Raw genomic sequence first — 15466 nt, forward strand, 5'->3', positions numbered from 1 at the left:
CGCGGTGTGTCGCGTGCCTCGCGCCGCGACGCCCGCGCGCGGTCGCACGGTGCTGCCCGCGCTTGATTGCACGGCGCCTCAAGAAGCGCGCCGCGCGGTCGTTAACGCGAGAGAGACCATTCCGTATACCGCTTCGCCGCCATGCCTTTGCCGATCGTGATCGCCGACGACTCCTTGCTCGCTCGCAAACTTCTGACAAAGGCACTGCCGGGAGACTGGGACGTCGACGTCGCGTATGCGGCGAATGGTCGCGAGGCTCTGGCGCTCTATCGTGACGGCAAAGCTTCCGTGATGTTTCTGGACCTGACGATGCCCGACATGAACGGCTATCAGGTGCTCGAGACACTGCGCCACGAAGATCTGAACACGTTCGTGATCGTGGTATCCGCCGATATTCAGCCGCAGGCGCAAGCACGCGTGCGCGAGCTGGGCGCGATCGCATTCGTTGCCAAGCCCGTGACGTCGGAGGCGTTGCTGCCCATTCTCAAGGAGTATGGGTTGTATGCCTGAATCGGTGTTCACGGCGGAGCAACGCGACGCGTTGCAGGAGATCGCCAACCTTGCGATGGGCCGCGCCGCCTCACGGCTCGCGTTGCTGCTCGGGCATTTCATCGAGCTGTCGGTACCGCGCGTGCGCGTCGTGAAGGCCGCTGACGCGGGCGACGCGCTGCGCGAGATGACGGGCATCCACGACAACGTGACGGCCGTGCGCCAGGGATTCCGTTCCGACATCAAGGGCGAGGCGATCGTGCTGTGCCGCAGCGCGGGCGTCGCGCGGCTCATGTCGCTGATGGACCGCACGTTCGGCGACGGTGTGTACGCCGGCATGGCCACGCAGGACGAACTCGTGTTCGATGTCGCGAACGTGCTGATGAGCGCGTGCGTCGCGTCGATTCTCGACGAGCTCGGCCGCAAGCCCGTGTTCTTCCCGCCTGGGCTGCTCGGCGCGAACGTGTCGTTCGACGACGTGTTCCAGCCGAACGCGCTCGCATGGAGCGTCGCGCTGCTGCTCGAAGTGAACTTCGGCCTCGAGGATCACGCATTCCGCGCACATTTCGTGATGCTGATGGCCGAGGATTCGATCCGGCTGATGGGCGACGCGCTCGACGCATTGCTGTCCGCGCTATGACCACTACCCCGACCACCACCGCCGCGTCGCTGAGCGACCTCGTGATCGAACGCGTCGGCTTCGGCCTGTTCGTGCTCGACCGCACGATGAACGTGCTGATGTGGAATCGCTTCATGCAGGACCACAGCGGTATCCCGGCTGCCGACGTGATCGGCCGCAACCTGTTCGACCGCTTTCCGGAACTGCCGCGCGCATGGCTCGAACGCAAGCTCGAGAGCGTGTTCCAGCTCGGCAGTTTCGCATTCAGTTCGTGGGAGCAGCGGCCTTACCTGTTCCGCTTCGAGCACGACCGGCCGATTACCGGCGGCGTCGACTACATGCAGCAGGACTGCACGTTCATGCCGCTCACGCGCGGCCGCGAAGTCGAGGCCGTCTGCGTGACGATCTCGGACGTCACGCACGTGAGCGTGATGCAGCGCGAGCGCGAGGAGGCGGTCGCGAAGCTGCGCGAGCATGCGAATCGCGACGGCCTGACCGGCATCGCGAACCGGCGCTTCTTCGAGGCTCGGCTCGGCGACGAATTCGCGCGCTGGCAGCGCTACGGCGGCGACCTGTCGGTGCTGCTGTTCGACCTCGACCACTTCAAGACGATCAACGACCGGTTCGGGCACGCGGCCGGCGATGCGGTATTGCGCGAGACGGCGCGCCGCGTCGCGTCGATCGTGCGCGCGCAGGATACGTTCGGCCGCTTCGGCGGCGAGGAATTCGCGCTGCTGCTGCCGTGCACGAATCTCGACGAGGCGATGCGGGTGGCCGACAAGGTACGCGACGCGATCGGCAGCACGCCGGTCGACGCGGAAGGCGTCAGCGTGCCGGTGACGGCGAGCGTCGGCGGCGCGTGCGCGACGGCGGGCGCGTCGGGGTTCGACGCGCTCGTCAACGAGGCCGACACCGCGCTATATCGCGCGAAGCGGCTCGGGCGCGATCGGTCGATCGCCTACGCGTAACCGCCGCGCCGCCGCTTCGCGCGCGCGATGCGCGCCGTTCAGCTTTTCGCGATATCCGCGAGCACGCCGGCCAGCACGGCCGGCTGCGACACGAACGGCGAATGGCTGCTGTCGAGCTGGTGCACATGCGTCGGGTTGCCGGGCACGAACGCGTCGGCTTCGTCGATGAAGCGCTGCTGCAGCGCGGGCAGGATCACGCGATCCGCCAGGCACTTGATGTAGTGGCGATCGATTGCGCCCCAGCGCGCGGTGGTCGTCGGGATCGCGGTCGCGAACGGCGCGGCCGGCACGTCGCAGGTCATCAGGTTCGCCACCGCCTCGAAGTCGGCCTGCGGCACGTCGTCGTACAGCGCGCGCTTCGCGAGCTCGCGATACGCGGCATCGCCGCTGCGCGGATCGATCCGCAGCGCGCCCGCGACGCGCGGGCTCGCGAGCATCAGCGGGCCCAGCATTTCACCCTTGTTTTCGGGCGCACGCACATAGTCGAGGCCCGGCACGCCCGACGCGGGCATGAACGCCGCGAGATAGACGATCTTCGCGATCTTCTCCGGCGCGCGCTCCGCCGCGGCCGTGATCGCGAGGCCACCCATGCTGTGGCCGACGAGCACGACCTTGCCGCGGCCGAGCGCGTATGCGTCGTCGACCGCCTGCATTACCTGTGTCGCGTAATCGTCGAGCGTGGTATTCGCGACCGGCGACGGCTCGGCGCCGAATGCGTCCTCGTCGAGCGGCCGTTCGAGATACGACGCGGGAAAGCGGGCATTGATGCCGTGCGCGGGCAGGTCGCGCGCGATCGACAGGTAGCCGCGCGCGGCCAGCGCGGCCGCGACGTGCGCGTAGCACCACGCACCATGCCACGCGCCGTGCACCAGCACGAAAACGGGGTGGTCGGATTGCGCGGCGGCGGTTACGTTCGTCTCCATGGTGTCCGTGTCTTTTTTCGAGAAAGATGTTCATCTTAGACGAAGCCGCGCGCGTCCAAGCATGAACACGCGGCCCGACCGTGCACGCGCCCGGATCGGCCGTCGCGATCAGGCCCTTTTGTCTCGTTCAGGCCACATTTCGTCCAGATCTGATTTGAATTTGCGCCGAAGCGCGCTAATTTGACGCTTTGTTACCGATTGCGCTCCATGAACGTCGACTACCTCTTCTACCGGCGGCCGGAAAAGCCTGGCCCCTATTCGCTCGACGATCTGGGCGAGATCGCGCCGCCGATCGGTCCGAGCGACGTGGTGCGCGCGGGGATCGCGCGCGTGTTCGAGCAGATCGACTGGCACGAGTCGCCCGACGTGCCGGGCGCGTGGTTCGGCACCGGCGGCCCGTCGTTCCAGTTCACGGCGGAGCCCGACGGGCGCGTGACGAGCTTCATGGGCTCGCGCCTCGAGCGCCGCTCGATGCTGCAGCTGACGCGCGAAATGGGGCTCATCGCGCTCGATCTGCAGCGCGACATCGTCTACGGCTGACGGGCGGCGCGACGCCGTTCCCCGTCGCGGCCGGCCACGCCGGCACCGGGCCCCGAGGCGGCCCGCCGGGCGCGGCGTGTGTCCGCCATCGAACTTCAAAGATTGCTATACTTTCGCCCAATTCCGGCTTCCGGCCGGTAATTTGTGCCTGTCTGCGTCGATCGTTCGCATATCTCGCACGCATTTGACGCCCTGACCAACCCAGCCGGGCATGGCCTCTTCAATCGCCCCGCGTGGGTGTCTCCGTGGAGCTCGTCTTGGCCGTTTCCAATCTCGTCGTGGACGAACAAGAAACCGACGCCGCTGCCGTCACATCGGGCAGTTCTTTCTATCTGGCGATGCGCATCCTGCCGGCAGTGCAGCGCGACGCGATGTTCCAGGTCTACGCGTTCTGCCGCGCGGTCGACGACATCGCCGACAGCGACCTGCCGCGCGCCGAGCGCAACGCGGGCCTCGATCGCTGGCGCGCGGACATCGATGCCTGCTTCGCCGGCCAGCCGCCGCGCCATCTGGTCGCGCTCGAGCGCGAGATCCGCGCATTCGACCTGAAGCGCGAGGACTTCCACGCGATGATCGACGGGATGGCGATGGACGCCGCCGAGGACATCTGCGCGCCGGACGAACCGACGCTCGACCTGTTCTGCGATCGCGTGGCGAGCGCGGCCGGCCGTCTGTCGGTGAGGATTTTTGGGATCCCGGAGGCGGAAGGCATCGAGCTGTCGCATCACCTCGGCCGCGCGCTGCAGCTGACGAACATCCTGCGCGACATCGACGACGACGCGGCGATCAACCGCTGCTATCTGCCGCGCGAGCTGCTCGCGCGCGAAGGCATCGCGATCACCGATCCGGCGACGATCGTGCGCGACCCGGCGCTGCCGCGCGTGTGCGCGACGCTCGTCGAGCGCGCGCTCGAACACTTCCGCGCGGCGGACGCCGTGATGGATCGCTGCACGCGCGCGCAGGTCAAGGCGCCGCGCATCATGTCGGGCGCGTACCGCTGCATTCTGGAAGCCGCGATCGCGCGGGGCTTCGCCGCCCCGCGCGTGCCGCTGCGCAAGCCGAAGGCGCGCATGCTGATGATCGCCGCGCGCTACGCGCTGTTCTGAGCCGATGCCCAGAACCGTCCACGTGATCGGTGCAGGACTCGCGGGCCTGTCGGCCGCCGTCGAGCTGCAACGCCGCGGGCGGCGCATCGTGCTGCACGACGCGCATGCGCATGCGGGCGGCCGCTGCCGCTCGTGGTTCGACGGGACGCTGAACACGACGCTCGACAGCGGGCTGCACCAGGTCTTCGCGGGGCAGTCCGCGACGCAGCGCTACCTGCGTGCGATCGGCGCGGCCGATCAGCTGACGGGCCCCGCGCTGCCTGAATATCCGGTGGTCGACGTCGCGTCGCAGCAGCGCTGGACGCTGCGCTTCGGCAACGGGCGCTGGCCGTCGTGGCTGTTCGACGCGGCATCGCGTGCGCCGGGCACCACGCCGCTCGACTACCTCGCGCTGGCGTCGCTCGCGTTCGCGCGCACCGGCCGTTCACTCGCACAGACGATGCGATGCGACGGCGTGCTGTGGGATCGTTGGCTGCGGCCATATTGGCTCGGGGTGCTGCACGTCGAACCGCGCCACGCGAGCGCCGAGCTCGCGCGTGCGGCACTATTCGGCATGTTTGCCGCGGGCGGCCCCGGTTGGCGCCCGCTCGTCGCGCGCCACGGGCTTGGCAGCGCATTCGTCGAACCGGCGCTGCGGATGCTGCAGCACGGCGGCGCGCAGATCCAGCTGAACTCGCGACTCGATGCGTTCGAATTCGGCGCGCACGGCAACGCGGTCGATGCGGTCGCGATCGGCGGCGAGCGCGTCGATCTCGCGCCGGGCGACGCGGTCGTGCTGGCGGTGCCGCCCGAGGTCGCGCAGCCGCTCGTCCCGGATCTCACCGCGCCCGACACGTTCAGTGCGGTCGTGACCGCGTATTTCGCGGTCGATACACCGGCCGGCAGCCCGCTGCAGACGGCCGTCGTCAACGGCATCGTCGACGCGGTGCGCACCGGCGATGGTCCGCTCGCGGCGACGATCCGCGACGCGGGCCGCTGGCTCGACATGCCGCGCGATGCGCTCGCGCGGCGCATCTGGGAAGACGTCGCGCGCGTGACCGGCGCGAACCCGGAAACCCTCCCCGCGTGGCAGCTCGTCATCGAGCCGCGCGCGGGGTTCGCGGCGGTGCCGTCGCAGGAAATGAAACGTCCGGCCGTGCGTACGCGCTGGACCAATCTCGTGCTGGCGGGCGACTGGATTGCCACCGGCTTGCCCGCCACGATCGAGGGCGCGATCCGTTCCGGCCAGTTGGCCGCGGACGTGCTCCAGACACAATAAGAGAGGGACCGATGAACGATCTCACCGATATGGCTACCCTGTCCGCCGGCACCGTGCCGGCCAGGCTCGACGCGGCCGTCGCCAGCGCGACCGACGCGCTGCTGGCCGCGCAGAATGCGGACGGACACTGGGTCTACGAACTCGAAGCCGATTCGACGATTCCCGCCGAATACGTGCTGCTCGTCCACTATCTCGGCGAGACGCCGAACCTCGAGCTCGAACAGAAGATCGGCCGCTATCTGCGTCGCATCCAGCAGGCCGACGGCGGCTGGCCGCTGTTCACCGACGGCGCGCCGAACATCAGCGCGAGCGTGAAGGCGTATTTCGCGCTGAAGGTGATCGGCGACGACGAGAACGCCGAGCACATGCAGCGTGCGCGTCGCGCGATTCACGCGATGGGCGGCGCCGAGATGTCGAACGTGTTCACGCGGATCCAGCTCGCGCTGTACGGTGCGATCCCGTGGCGCGCGGTGCCGATGATGCCGGTCGAGATCATGCTGCTGCCGCAGTGGTTCCCGTTCCACCTGTCGAAGGTGTCGTATTGGGCGCGCACCGTGATCGTGCCGCTGCTGGTGCTGAACGCGAAGCGTCCGATCGCGAAGAATCCGCGCGGCGTGCGTATCGACGAGCTGTTCATCGACCCGCCCGTCAACGCGGGTCTCCTGCCGCGTCAGGGCCACCAGAGCCCCGGCTGGTTCGCGTTCTTCCGCGTGGTCGACCACGCGCTGCGCGCAGTCGACGGCCTGTTCCCGAGCTACACGCGCGAACGCGCGATCCGCCAGGCCGTGTCGTTCGTCGACGAGCGCTTGAACGGCGAGGACGGCCTTGGCGCGATCTATCCGGCGATGGCCAACGCGGTGATGATGTACGACGTGCTCGGCTATGCGGAAGATCATCCGAACCGCGCGATCGCGCGCAAGTCGGTCGAGAAGCTGCTCGTCGTGCACGAGGACGAAGCGTATTGCCAGCCGTGCCTGTCGCCGGTGTGGGACACGTCGCTTGTCGCGCATGCGCTGCTCGAAACCGGTGACGCGCGTGCCGAGGAAGCGGTGCTGCGCGGCCTCGACTGGCTGCGCCCGCTGCAGATCCTCGACGTGCGCGGCGACTGGATCTCGCGCCGCCCGAACGTGCGGCCGGGCGGCTGGGCGTTCCAGTACGCAAATGCGCACTACCCGGACGTCGACGATACTGCCGTGGTCGTGATGGCGATGGACCGTGCGCAGAAGCTCAAGCAGACGGATACGTATCGCGAATCGATGGCGCGCGCGCGCGAATGGGTCGTCGGCATGCAGAGCAGCGACGGCGGCTGGGGCGCGTTCGAACCGGAAAACACGCAGTACTACCTGAACAACATTCCGTTCTCGGATCACGGCGCGCTGCTCGATCCGCCGACCTCGGACGTATCGGGCCGCTGCCTGTCGATGCTGTCGCAGCTTGGCGAGAGTGCGCTGAACAGCGAGCCGGCCCGTCGCGCGCTCGACTACATGCTGAAGGAGCAGGAACCGGACGGCAGCTGGTACGGCCGCTGGGGGATGAACTACGTGTACGGCACGTGGACGGCACTGTGCTCGCTGAACGCAGCCGGCCTGACGCCGGACGATCCGCGCGTGAAGCGCGGCGCGCAGTGGCTGCTGTCGATTCAGAACAAGGACGGCGGCTGGGGCGAGGACGGCGACAGCTACAAGCTGAATTACCGCGGCTTCGAGCAGGCGCCGAGCACCGCGTCGCAGACGGCCTGGGCGCTGCTCGGCCTGATGGCGGCTGGCGAGGTGAACCACCCGGCCGTTGCACGCGGCGTCGATTACCTGATCGCGCAGCAGAACGAAGAAGGCCTGTGGGACGAGACGCGCTTCACCGCGACCGGCTTCCCGCGCGTGTTCTACCTGCGTTATCACGGCTATCGCAAGTTCTTCCCGCTGTGGGCGCTCGCGCGCTATCGCAACCTGAAGCGCGCCAATGCGACGCGCGTGACGGTCGGGATGTAACGCGTGGCACCGGCGCAGCACAACGGCACGTTGCCCGTCATCGCCGTCACGGGGATGGCGTTCGAGGCACGCATCGCGCGCGGCCACGGCGTCGAAGCCGTGTTCGCCGCGCGGGCCGACCGGCTCGAGCGCGCGCTGGCCGAGGCGACCGCGCGCGGTTGCGCGGGGATCGTGAGTTTCGGCACGGCGGGAGGGCTCGCACCCGATCTCGCGCCCGGCGCACTCGTGATCGCGGACGCGATCGACGGGCCGTTCGGCCGCGTGCAGACCGATCCGGGCTGGAGCGCGCGGCTCGTCGCCGCGCTGCACGACACGCCGGTGTGGGCGCGCGTCACGCGCGGCACGATGGCGGCGGTCGGCGCGCCGGTGGTCAGCGAGCAGGAAAAGACGTCGCTGCATCGCACGAAGGGCGCGCTCGCCGTCGACATGGAGTCGCATATCGCCGCGGCCTTCGCGGCGTCGCGCGGCGTGCCGTTCGCGGTGTGCCGCGCGATCGTCGACCCTGCGTGGCGCACGCTGCCGCGCGCGGCGACGGCCGGCCTGCGCGACGACGGCAGCACGGCCATCTTGCCGATCCTGCGCGAACTGCTGAAGCAGCCGTCGCAGCTCGGCCCGCTGCTGCAGGTTGCGGGCGACGCGCGCGCGGCACGCACGACGCTGATCCAGGCGCGGCACGCATTCGAGCGTGCTGGCGCGATGCGGATCGTCTGAGCGGCGCTCGCCGCTTTCCGCTTCTCCTCCCCCTTACCTTTTCGTTTCGCGTACGCGCAAAAAAAGAGCGCTGCATGATGCAGCGCTCTTCGGTTTGCGGGCGGATGCCGTGCGCGTTACTGCACGGCCGGACCGCTCGCGGGCACCGTCGGCATCGCCGGCGCGACCGGCGCGCCGTTGGCAGCCGGCGCAGTCGTCGCCCCGGCCGACGCGGCCGCCGGCGCCGCTGCCGGCGCACTCGCCGGCGTCGCGCCGTCGGCACCCGGATCCTCATACTGCGGCAACCCCGGCGCGGCCGGCGCATTGCCCGGTGCCGTGCCCGGTGCCGTGCCCGATGCGCCGCCCGACTCGCCCGGATCCTCGTAGTTCGGCAAGCCCGGCACGGTCGGCGCGGCCGCAGGCACCGCGCCCGATTCACCCGGCTCGGTGTAGTTCGGCGGCGCGGCCGATGCCGACTGGCCGCGATACGTCAGCGACTTGCGTTGCTGCAGATACGCATCGCGGACGAACGAGTACGGATCGAGCGCCGCCTGCTTCAGCAGATCGGTCGCGCCGAGCAGGTCCGAACGCGCGCTGATGAACTGCGCGATGTACATCGGATTGCGCGCGGCCGGCTCGATGTAGTTGAGCAGGTTGAAGCGGACGTCCACCGCGCGGCCGACGCCATCGCGGATCGTGCTCGGCCCGAACACGGGCAGCACGAGGTACGGGCCGGACGGCACGCCCCAGCGCGCCATCGTCAGCCCGAAATCCTGGTGATGCTTGGGCAGCCCGGCCGGCGTCGCGATGTCGATCAGGCCGCCGACGCCGAACACCGAGTTCATCGCCACGCGCATCAGATCCTGCGTGGCATCGGTGATGCGCAGCTGCAACAGGTTGTTGGCCATGTTGCCGAGATCGCCGAGGTTCGAGAAGAAGTTGCTGATCGCGGTGCGCACGGGCGTCGGCGTGACCTTCTGGTAACCCTTCGCGATCGGCACGGCGATGTTCGTGTCGACCGTGTCGTTGAACTTGTACATCGCCCGGTTCATCGGCTCGAGCGGGTCGTTGGGGTTGCGGTTCGGGCCCGTCGCGCAGCCGCTCAGCACCGCGCTGGCAGCGACGGTCGCCGCAATGATTCGCACCTTGTTCATTATTTCCTTGCGATTGGTTCTTTGGCGCGTTTGACGCGCGGTTTGCCCATCAGGACGGGCTGAAACACCACGGCGCCGATCAGGGTGCAGGTCAACGCCAGCGCGAGCAGCTTGCCCATGCTCGACGTGCCCGGATGATGCGACAGCCACAGGCTGCCAAAGGCGGTTGCGGTCGTCGCGGCGCTGAACAGCACCGCGTGCGTGAGGCTCGACTGCAGCAGGCCCGTCTGGCCCGCGCGCCACGCCATCACGAAGTACACCTTGAACGCCACGCCGACGCCGAGCATCAGCGGCAGCGCGATGATGTTCGCGAAGTTCAGCGACATGCCGAGCACGACGCACATCTCGAGCGTGACGAGCCCCGACACGAGCAACGGCACCAGCGTCCGCAGCACGTCGCCGAAGCGGCGCAGCGTGATCCACAGCAGGATCGTGATCGACAGGATCGACCACAGCGCCGCGTGCAGGAACGCGTTGATGATCGTGTCGGCCGAATGCAGGATCGAGATCGGGCCGCCGATCGCGCCCGGCTCAGCGGCCTTCACCGCCTTCGCGAAGCGGCGCAGCATCGTGTCGTCGTTCGGGTCGACGCCCTTCGGCACCTTCGGCGAAATCTGCACGAGCGCGTGACCGTCCGGCGCGATCCAGTCGCGCACGAGCTGCGGCGGCAGCGCGTCGCGCGTGATGTCCTGCGGCTGCAGCAGCGTCGCGAGCTGATTGAGCGCGATGCGCAGCGTGTCGGAGAACGCGCCTTCGGCGCGGTCGCGCGTCGCGCTGTCGGCGGCGGCGAGCTTCGCGAGCGATGCCGACAGATGCTGGGCGGCGGCCGCGCCTGGGCCCGGGTGATCTTCCGCTGCGTAGCTCAGGAGGTCCGACACGCGCTTGAGGGCGGCGACGCGCTGCGCGTCGGTCGCGGCCGGCGCGGCCGGTTGCGTCAGCGCGGGCAGCAGGTCGCTCGCGGCCGCGGCGATCGCCGCACGCTTGGCCGGCTGGTCGGCCGGCACGAAGGTCGACAGCGTCGTCGTGCGACCGACTTCCGGCAGTGCATCGAGGCGCTTCGCGGCTGCGTCGGCCTCGGCGAGCGACGGCGCGAGCAGCGTGACGTCGTTGACGGCCGCTTCGGGCGAATCCTTCAGCGCGAGCAGCGTCGCCATCGATTCGCTGTTCGGATCCTTCAGGTGCAGCGGATTGAAGTCGAAGTGCAGGAACGCGAGCAGCGGCAGCGCGCCGATCACGACCGCGAGCGTGCCGATCAGGATCGGCTTGCGATGGCGATCGAGGAAGTCGTCGACCGGCGCGAGCCACGGAAAGCCCGGCGTCTTCGATTCGCCCGGCGGCGCGAACAGGCGCAGCAACGCGGGCAGCAGCGTGAGCGTGGTCAGCAGCGCGACGAACATCCCGACGCCCGCGATCAGGCCAAGCTCGGACACGCCGCGATAGGCCGTGGGAATGAACGAGAAGAAGCTCGCCGCGACCGCCGTGGTGGCCAGCGCGAGCGGCATGCCCATCGAGTGCGCGGCGCCGATCAGCGCGTGGTCGATGCGCGGATCGCGGAAGCGTTCCTCGCGGTATTTCACGCCGTACTGGATCGAGAAGTCGACGCCGAGGCCGACGAACAGCACCATGAACGCGACCGAGATCATGTTCAGCGAACCGACCATCGCGAGGCCGAGCGCCGCGGTCACGACGAGGCCGACGAACAGCGTGACCAGCACCGAGCCGATCATCCGCTTCGAGCGCAGCGCGAGCCACAGGATCACGAGCACGGCGAGGAGCGTGAGCGCGCCGTTGAGCGCGGCGCCGTCTTCCACCGATGCGAATTCGTCGTCGGCGAGCGGTTGTTCGCCGGTCAGGCGCACGATCGCGCCGTAGCGTTGCTCGAGGCCGAGCGCTTTCGCGGTGTCGCGGATCACCTGGGTCGTTTCGGCGCCGGCCTTCAGCGCACCGTAGTTGACGACCGGCTGCACCGTGACGAACGCGCGGGCCGGCTGGCGTGCGGCATCGCTGTCGACCAGCCCGCGCCACGAGAACGCGGCGGGCTTGCCGGCCAGCACGTCGTCGACCGTCGCGGCGCTGCGCGCAAGCAGCTTCGCCATCGCGGGCAGCTTCACCTGGCCGGTCAGGAGCGGCTGGCCAAGCGTGGTGGACAGCGTGGTCGCGAGCCCGGTCAGGCTCGGGTTCTTCGCGAGTTCGTTGACGAGCGGCCGTGCGCTTGCGAGCTGCGTCGTCGTGTCCGTCACTTCCTGCGGCGACAGGAACAGCAGCCCGTTGTGCTCGAAGAACGGGCCGCCGCCGGGTTCGGCGACCTGGCCGACGCGGCCGGCGTCGGCCTGCTTCTGCAGGGCTTCGGTGAGCGTATGCGCGGCGGCGGTCGCGAATTCGGGTGCCGGGGCCTCGACCACCGCGAGGATCGTGCCGTTGCGTTGCGGGAAGGCCTTGTCGACGGCCTGGCCGAGCGCGGCCCACTGGGGTTCCGCGTCGACGAGCTTGCTGATGTCCGTGTTGATCTTGAAGTGCTGCGCGACGTAGACGCCGCTGAAGACGGCGACGACGAGCGACAGCACGACGACCCAGACGGGGCGGCGTACCGACCATGCGACGAGTCGGACGATGAGAGATGTCACCATGTGGCGGTGGGGAGGGGCTGGCAAGGACAAAACAACGAGTATACCGGCGCAACGTGGCGTCGGTCGCGACGATGGAGCGTAAAGGGGCGGGAAGGATATTTGCTCCGCGGCGCAGGAATCGGCGCGCAGCGCCCGGCGATTCGTATGGGGATACTTACATAATTGACCGGCATCGTGCCGTGGCGGGGCCTGTGACAAAAGGGGTTGAAAGGTAACAGTCGGTCACCGCGCGGCAGGCCGGCCGCCGGGCCGCTATACTTCGACCCACCGGCCAATGCCACCGATGCAATCCGCCGGCCGTTTTTTCTCATCGAGTGCGATATCCGTATGAAACGTCATCTGTTTGCTTTCGTCGCGGCGGCCGCCGTGTCGGTTTCCGCTTTCGCGCAGAGCGCGCCCGTCGACATCGTCCGCAATGCGGTCGAAGGCACCGTCAACGCGATGAAGGCCGATCCGGGTGCGCGCGGCGGCGACATGGCGAAAGTCACGCAAGTCGTCGAGCAGCGCTTCCTGCCCGCGACGAACTTCGAACGCACGACCCGCATCGCGGTCGGCGATGCCTGGAAGCAGGCGACGCCGCAACAGCAGCAGGAGCTGTACAAGCAGTTCAAGCTGCTGATGACGCGCACCTATGCCGCGTCGCTCGCGCAGCTCGGCGGCCAGGACGCGAAGTTCTCGTTCAAGGCCGGCGGCGCGTCGGGCGCCGATGCGCTGGTGCAGTCGACGGTCACGACGCCTGGCGACAGCCAGTCGGTCGGCTATCGCCTCGGCAAGGTCGGCAACGACTGGAAAATCTACGACATCGACATGTCGGGCGCGTGGCTGATCCAGGTCTACCAGGGCCAGTTCAAGGGCCAGCTCGCGTCGGGCGGCATCGACGGCCTGATCGCGTATCTGCAGAAGCACAACTCGCGGACGAACTGATCGCCGCCGGTCGGCCGGCATATTCAGCATGCCGGCATGCATCAAGGGCGCCCTCGGGCGCCCTTTTTCGTTGCGGGTTCGGAATGACGCGGCACCCGTGTCGGGGCGCTACCGCCGCCGATGCTCGACCGCGAACTTGATCAGCTCCGCCTGCCCTTCGATCTCGAGCTTGCGCTTCAGATTGAGCCGGTGCGTTTCCACCGTGCGCACCGACAGCCCCGTCTGCTGCGCGATCTGCTTGCTCGACAGCCCCTCGGCCAGCGCATCGAGGATGTCGCGTTCGCGCGGCGTCAGGCGGTCGAGCGGCGACGCGGCCGCGCTCGCCTGGATCATCCGCGCGGCGAGCCCTTCGCTGAAGAACGTCTGCCCCGTGAGCACCGCGCCGATCGCACGCACGATCTCGCTCGCGGGCGAATCCTTCAGCAGATAGCCGCTCGCGCCGGCGCGCACGGCCTGCGTCACGTATTCGATGTTGTCGTGCATCGACAGCATCAGCACGCGAATCCCCGGAAAGCGCTCGTGGAAGACGCCGGCGAGCGTGATGCCGTTCATCCCGTTCATGCCGACGTCCATCAGCGCGAGATCGGGCTCGAGCGACGCGGCGAGCGCGAGCGCCTCGTCCGCGTTGCCGGCTTCGCCGACCACGGACAGGTCGGCCGCCTCGAGCCGCATCCGCAGGCCGTCGCGCACCAGCGGGTGATCGTCGACGAGCAGCAGTCGGGCGGCGGGCTGGACGGTATCGGGGGCGCTCATGGGCAAAGGTCTCCGGTTATGGGGCGCGTGCTCAGGCGGCGCGCAGCGGCACGCGCGCGGCCACGACGGTGTGGCCCACCTGCGACGTGATCGTCAATGTGCCGCCGAGCGCGTCGAGGCGCTCGCGCATGTTGCGCAGCCCGATGCCGCGGCGCGCATCGGTCTGCGACCGCTCGGCGTCGAAGCCGCAGCCGTTGTCGGCGATGGTCAGCGTGGCGGAATGCGCGCCGACGTCGAGCGTGACGGCCGCGCGCGACGCCTGCGCATGATGCACGATGTTGCTGAGCGCTTCCTGCGCGATCCGGAACAGCGCCGTATTGACCGGCGCAGGCAACGGCCGCGCGCCGCTGTGCGCGACCTGCGTATAGCCGATGTCGATGCCGCTTTCCGCGCCGAGCTCGCGCACGAGCTGCTCGAGCGCGGCCGCGAGGCCGAGATCGTCGAGCATCGCCGGGCGCAGCGCATGCGAGATGCGCCGCACTTCGCGCAGCGTGTCGCCGAGCCGCCCGACGCCGGACGCGAGCGCCTGCTCGGCTTCGGGCATGCGCGTCGCGCCGCGCTCGAAGCGCGCGAGCGCGGATTCGAGCATCAGCTTCGCGGACACCATCATCTGGCTGATCCCGTCATGCAGTTCGCGCGACAGCCGCTCGCGCTCCTGCTCCTGCGATTCGACGACACGCTGCGCGAGCTGCTTGAGCTTCGCGTCGGCGCTGCGCGATTCGCTGACGTTCAGCACCAGCGCGCAGACGGCGATCGCCGCCGCGCCGGTCAGCGCGATTGCGGTGAGCCAGCTCATCGTCCGCTCGATGTTCGCGGACGCGCGCGCGTCGATGCGTTGCAGCGCGGTGTCGACGTCATCGAGATAGATGCCGGTGCCGACCATCCAGCCCCAGCGTTCGAGCGCGACGACGTAGCCGAGCTTCGGCGCGGGCTTGCCCGTCGACGGTCGCTGCCACGTGTAGCGCACGTAGCCGCCGCCGTGCGACGCGGCGCCGATCAACTGCTGGATCGTCAGCGCGCCCTGCGGGTCGCGCATCGACCAGTAGTTGTGGCCGACGCGCTCGGGCTCGCGCGGGTGCATCAGCGCATTGCCGTGCAGGTCGTAGACGAAGAAATAACCGTCGGGGCCGAAATCCATCTTCTGCAGCATCGCGAGCGCCTGCGTGCGCAGCAACGCGTCGTCGCGCGCATTGCGGCCGCTCGCGTCGTACAGCGGCATGATCGCGCTCGTCGCGAGTTCGACGTAATGCTTCAGCTCGATTTCCTTGCTCGACAGGTAGGCGGCCTGGATCGTCGCGTGCTGCGTGCGCGCGAGCGACGTCGCCTGCTGGCGCACGCCGAAGCCGATGCCGGCGATCGCGAGCAGGAATGGCACGATCGCCAGGAGGAAAATCTTTGCCTTGAGTCTCATGGTGGTGTGAAGCGGGCGC

13 protein-coding genes and 1 pseudogene are annotated in these 15466 nt (G+C 68.8%); 9 read left to right on the forward strand and 5 right to left on the reverse strand.

The features are described 5' to 3' along the window. Positions 1–141 precede the first annotated feature (141 nt). From HWX22_RS03875 to HWX22_RS03885, 3 genes are read left to right on the forward strand one after another with little or no spacing between them, the layout of a single operon-like run. Positions 142–510, forward strand: coding sequence for a response regulator (locus tag HWX22_RS03875; RefSeq protein ID WP_040138947.1), 369 nt, complete (start codon positions 142–144; stop codon positions 508–510). After that, positions 503–1129, forward strand: a complete 627-nt coding sequence (locus tag HWX22_RS03880) for a chemotaxis protein CheC (RefSeq protein WP_059689214.1) — start codon at positions 503–505, stop codon at positions 1127–1129. The genes HWX22_RS03875 and HWX22_RS03880 overlap by 8 nt, the downstream gene beginning before the upstream one ends. After that, on the forward strand, positions 1126–2076 hold the full coding sequence (locus HWX22_RS03885; RefSeq protein ID WP_175915070.1) for a diguanylate cyclase: 951 nt from the start codon (positions 1126–1128) through the stop codon (positions 2074–2076). Before HWX22_RS03880 ends, HWX22_RS03885 begins: the two co-directional genes overlap by 4 nt. A gap of 38 nt (positions 2077–2114) precedes the next feature. Here the strand turns inward: HWX22_RS03885 and HWX22_RS03890 are convergent, their stop codons facing one another. After that, complete coding sequence (locus tag HWX22_RS03890) at positions 2115–2999, reverse strand: alpha/beta fold hydrolase (protein ID WP_059529019.1); 885 nt, start codon at positions 2997–2999, stop codon at positions 2115–2117. 207 nt (positions 3000–3206) lie between these two features. Between HWX22_RS03890 and HWX22_RS03895 the strand changes: the two genes are divergently transcribed. The 5 genes from HWX22_RS03895 to HWX22_RS03915 all read left to right on the forward strand — a co-directional run bounded on the left by HWX22_RS03895 (position 3207) and on the right by HWX22_RS03915 (position 8599). Continuing rightward, complete coding sequence (locus HWX22_RS03895) at positions 3207–3539, forward strand: hypothetical protein (RefSeq protein WP_059529016.1); 333 nt, start codon at positions 3207–3209, stop codon at positions 3537–3539. A gap of 257 nt (positions 3540–3796) precedes the next feature. Continuing rightward, on the forward strand, positions 3797–4645 hold the full coding sequence (gene hpnD, locus HWX22_RS03900) for a presqualene diphosphate synthase HpnD (RefSeq protein WP_059529130.1): 849 nt from the start codon (positions 3797–3799) through the stop codon (positions 4643–4645). A 4-nt stretch (positions 4646–4649) separates the two neighbouring features. Beyond that, positions 4650–5903, forward strand: a complete 1254-nt coding sequence (hpnE, locus tag HWX22_RS03905) for a hydroxysqualene dehydroxylase HpnE (protein WP_175915071.1) — start codon at positions 4650–4652, stop codon at positions 5901–5903. Between the two features lie 11 nt (positions 5904–5914). Then, complete coding sequence (shc, locus tag HWX22_RS03910; protein ID WP_175915072.1) at positions 5915–7888, forward strand: squalene--hopene cyclase; 1974 nt, start codon at positions 5915–5917, stop codon at positions 7886–7888. Between the two features lie 3 nt (positions 7889–7891). After that, entirely contained in the window at positions 7892–8599 is a 708-nt protein-coding gene (locus HWX22_RS03915) for a phosphorylase (RefSeq protein ID WP_175915073.1), read from the forward strand. Positions 8600–8715: 116 nt separating this feature from the next. Here HWX22_RS03915 and HWX22_RS03920 read toward each other — a convergent pair whose 3' ends face one another. After that, positions 8716–9732 carry a VacJ family lipoprotein gene (locus HWX22_RS03920; protein ID WP_175915074.1) on the reverse strand — a complete coding sequence of 339 codons (1017 nt, stop codon included), beginning with the start codon at positions 9730–9732 and terminating at the stop codon, positions 8716–8718. Then, a pseudogene (locus HWX22_RS03925) lies at positions 9728–12359 on the reverse strand (MMPL family transporter); the annotation flags it as partial. The gene HWX22_RS03920 and the pseudogene HWX22_RS03925, both read right to left, overlap by 5 nt. Before the next feature lie 327 nt (positions 12360–12686). On the opposite strand from HWX22_RS03925, the gene HWX22_RS03930 reads away from it, so the two are divergent. After that, complete coding sequence (locus HWX22_RS03930) at positions 12687–13283, forward strand: ABC transporter substrate-binding protein (protein ID WP_175910757.1); 597 nt, start codon at positions 12687–12689, stop codon at positions 13281–13283. 108 nt (positions 13284–13391) lie between these two features. Here HWX22_RS03930 and HWX22_RS03935 read toward each other — a convergent pair whose 3' ends face one another. Together HWX22_RS03935 and HWX22_RS03940 are read right to left on the reverse strand one after the other, a co-directional pair. Next, a complete protein-coding gene (locus HWX22_RS03935) occupies positions 13392–14036 on the reverse strand; it encodes a response regulator transcription factor (protein ID WP_059528999.1) in 645 nt (214 codons plus the stop codon). 31 nt (positions 14037–14067) lie between these two features. Continuing rightward, complete coding sequence (locus tag HWX22_RS03940) at positions 14068–15447, reverse strand: cache domain-containing protein (RefSeq protein ID WP_059698177.1); 1380 nt, start codon at positions 15445–15447, stop codon at positions 14068–14070. Between the last annotated feature and the right edge of the window lie 19 nt (positions 15448–15466).

The organism is Burkholderia sp. BCC1638 (assembly GCF_902833195.1).
GTDB lineage: Bacteria > Pseudomonadota > Gammaproteobacteria > Burkholderiales > Burkholderiaceae > Burkholderia > Burkholderia diffusa.